The sequence below is a fragment of the Amycolatopsis sp. NPDC003861 genome (genome assembly GCF_053605405.1).
On sequence record NZ_JBSGJD010000480.1, the window covers coordinates 1 to 2,498 of the forward strand.

The following is a 2,498-nucleotide window of genomic DNA, read 5'->3' on the forward strand; positions in this document are numbered from 1 at the left end:
CCGGTCGCCCCGGGGGCGTGCGGACGCCCGGTCAGCGCCGGCGGAAGGCCGCCGAGAAGTCGACCGACGCGAACTCGCCGGGCACGACGCCCTCGGCGGCGTAGCGGTACAGCGCGGTCTGGTAGATCCCCGTCAGTGTCGTGCTGAAGACCGCGACCAGCAGGGTCCAGACGATCGCCAGCCCGACGCAGACGAAGATGGTGGCCGTGCCGCCGAGCAGGAAGCCGGCGCCGAGGAGCACGACGTAACCGGCGAAGGTCAGCAGGAAGCCGACCAGGCCGATGCCCGCGGTGCCCACGGCGTTCTCGCCCCAGGTGCGGCGGAACAGCTCGACCGAGCGCTTGACACCCGCCTTCACCCCGGTGCCTTCGAGCAGCACGACCGGCAGCACGAGGAACGTCGTGAGCCGCCAGGCCAGGCCGATCAGCCCGCTGATGATGTTGCCGAGGAAGCCGAGCCGCTCCTCGATCGTCCGCAGCACCACGCTGACCGTCGCGGTCACGCCGGCCCAGCCGAGCAGGGTCGGCCAGCGGCGGCCGGCCGCGGCGAGACCGGCGCCGACCCCCGGCATGCCGCCGTCGCCGCGCAGCGCGACGTCCGCCTGGGAGATCAGGGCGGCGTTGAAGAAGATCGTGACGAACGCCGAGACGAGGTAGAACGCCGCGAGCAGCACGTACGTGCCGGCGGTCGGCCGGAAGTTGTCGGCATCGAGGTGGACGGTGAAGAACGCGGGTGTCAGGAACACCGCGGCGACCAGCAGCCCGGCGATCCCGGCGAGCACCGGGAACCACGCCAGGCCCTTGTGGGCACGCAGCACCTTGAACGAAGCGGAGAACAGCGCGAACGAACGGGCGAGCCTGCCCATGGAACCCCCCAATATCGGCCACAATGGATAGTGCGGGAGCCTACTCGCAGGTCAGCGGCGGGCCGCCATCGCGCTCGTGTAGACGCAGACGGCCGCCGCGGTGGCCAGGTTGAGGCTCTCCGCGCGGCCGTACAGGGGGATCCGGACGGCGAGGTCGGTCCGGTCGAGGACGTCGGCGGGCAGGCCGTGGGCTTCGTTGCCGAAGACCCACGCCGTCGGCGCCGCGAGGTCCACCCGATCGAGTTCGGCGTCGGCGTAGCCGTGGGCGGCGAACGTCCGCAGGCCCGCGGCCGAGCAGGCGGCCAGCGCGGCCGGGACGTCGCGGACGCGCGCGATCGGCAGGTGGAAGAGGCTGCCGGCCGCCGCGCGGACGCACTTGCCGTTGTGGGGGTCGACCGTGTCGCCCGCCAGGACCACGGCGTCGGCGCCGGCCGCGTCGGCGACCCGGATGACCGTGCCGGCGTTGCCGGGGTCGGCGACGTCGACGAGCACGACCACGAGCCGCGCGTCCGGCGTCACGGCTTCCTCGATGGGCCGGTCCAGCAGCGCGCAGACGGCCACGATGCCTTGGGGCGTCACGGTTTCCGACAGCCCGTCGGCGGCGCGGTCGGTGATCGGCGACACCCCGACGCCGGCCGCGCGGGCGGCGTCGACGAGGTTTGCGTGCTGCTCCGCCGCGCGTGCGGTGACGAACAGTTCGTGCACGGTGCCGTGCTCGAGCGCCGCCTCGACGGCGTTGGCGCCTTCGGCCAGGAACCGGCCGGTCTTATCGCGTTCCGCGCGCCGCGTCAGCTTGCGCGCAGCAACGACCCGGGGGGTCCGTTCGGTGAACGGCTCCGCCCCGGGTCGTTGAAAGCTGCCGGTCAGGCCGACTTCGCTTCGCCGGTGTTGACGTTGGCCTTGGCGAGCTCGGCCAGCGCGGTGAAGGCGGCGGCGTCGTTGACGGCGAGGTCCGCGAGGATCTTGCGGTCGACCTCGACACCCGCGGCCTTGATGCCCTGGATGAACCGGTTGTAGGTCACGCCGTTGGCGCGGGCGGCCGCGTTGATGCGGGTGATCCACAGCTGGCGGAAGTCACCCTTGCGGGCACGGCGGTCCCGGTAGGCGTAGTTCAGCGAGTGAAGCGTCTGCTCCTTGGCCTTGCGGTACAGCCGCGAACGCTGGCCGCGGTAGCCGCTGGCCAGTTCGAGAGTTGCGCGACGCTTCTTCTGGGCGTTGACCGCCCGCTTGACGCGTGCCACGGGTCCATCCTGTCGATTTCGGGGGGCGAGGGGGACGCCCCGGGTGGGTCAGAGCAAGTTCTGCGGGATCAGATGCCGAGCAGGCGCTTGACGCGGCCGACCTCGGTCTTCGACACCTCGGTGGTGCCCTCGAGACGGCGGGTCACGCGGCTGGACTTCTTCTCCATGCGGTGGCGGCGGCCGGTCATCTGGCGGCGCAGCTTGCCCGTACCCGTCTTGCGGATGCGCTTGGACGTCCCGCTGTGGGTCTTCATCTTCGGCATTTCTGTCCTCTTTCGTGCGGCGGCTCACCGGAGAACCGGTGAGACCCAGAAAAGTGCTGGTGGGCGCCCTAGCGGGAATACCATACGACGGAGTCCCGCACCACCCCCCGGTAACCCACCGCCCACCCC

At 71.6% G+C, this 2,498-nt stretch carries 4 protein-coding genes; all 4 read right to left on the reverse strand.

Translation table 11 applies throughout. From position 1 onward, the window contains the following. Positions 1-31: 31 nt before the first annotated feature. A complete protein-coding gene (locus ACWEVN_RS47515; RefSeq protein WP_452055666.1) occupies positions 32-865 on the reverse strand; it encodes a DUF6159 family protein in 834 nt (277 codons plus the stop codon). A 51-nt stretch (positions 866-916) separates the two neighbouring features. Next, positions 917-1,732 carry a TrmH family RNA methyltransferase gene (locus ACWEVN_RS47520; protein ID WP_452055667.1) on the reverse strand — a complete coding sequence of 272 codons (816 nt, stop codon included), beginning with the start codon at positions 1,730-1,732 and terminating at the stop codon, positions 917-919. Next, on the reverse strand, positions 1,729-2,106 hold the full coding sequence (gene rplT, locus ACWEVN_RS47525; protein ID WP_004559056.1) for a 50S ribosomal protein L20: 378 nt from the start codon (positions 2,104-2,106) through the stop codon (positions 1,729-1,731). Before rplT ends, ACWEVN_RS47520 begins: the two co-directional genes overlap by 4 nt. A gap of 68 nt (positions 2,107-2,174) precedes the next feature. Next, positions 2,175-2,369: a 50S ribosomal protein L35 gene (rpmI, locus tag ACWEVN_RS47530; protein WP_043780277.1), complete on the reverse strand. Its 195-nt coding sequence runs from the start codon at positions 2,367-2,369 to the stop codon at positions 2,175-2,177. Positions 2,370-2,498 lie beyond the last annotated feature (129 nt).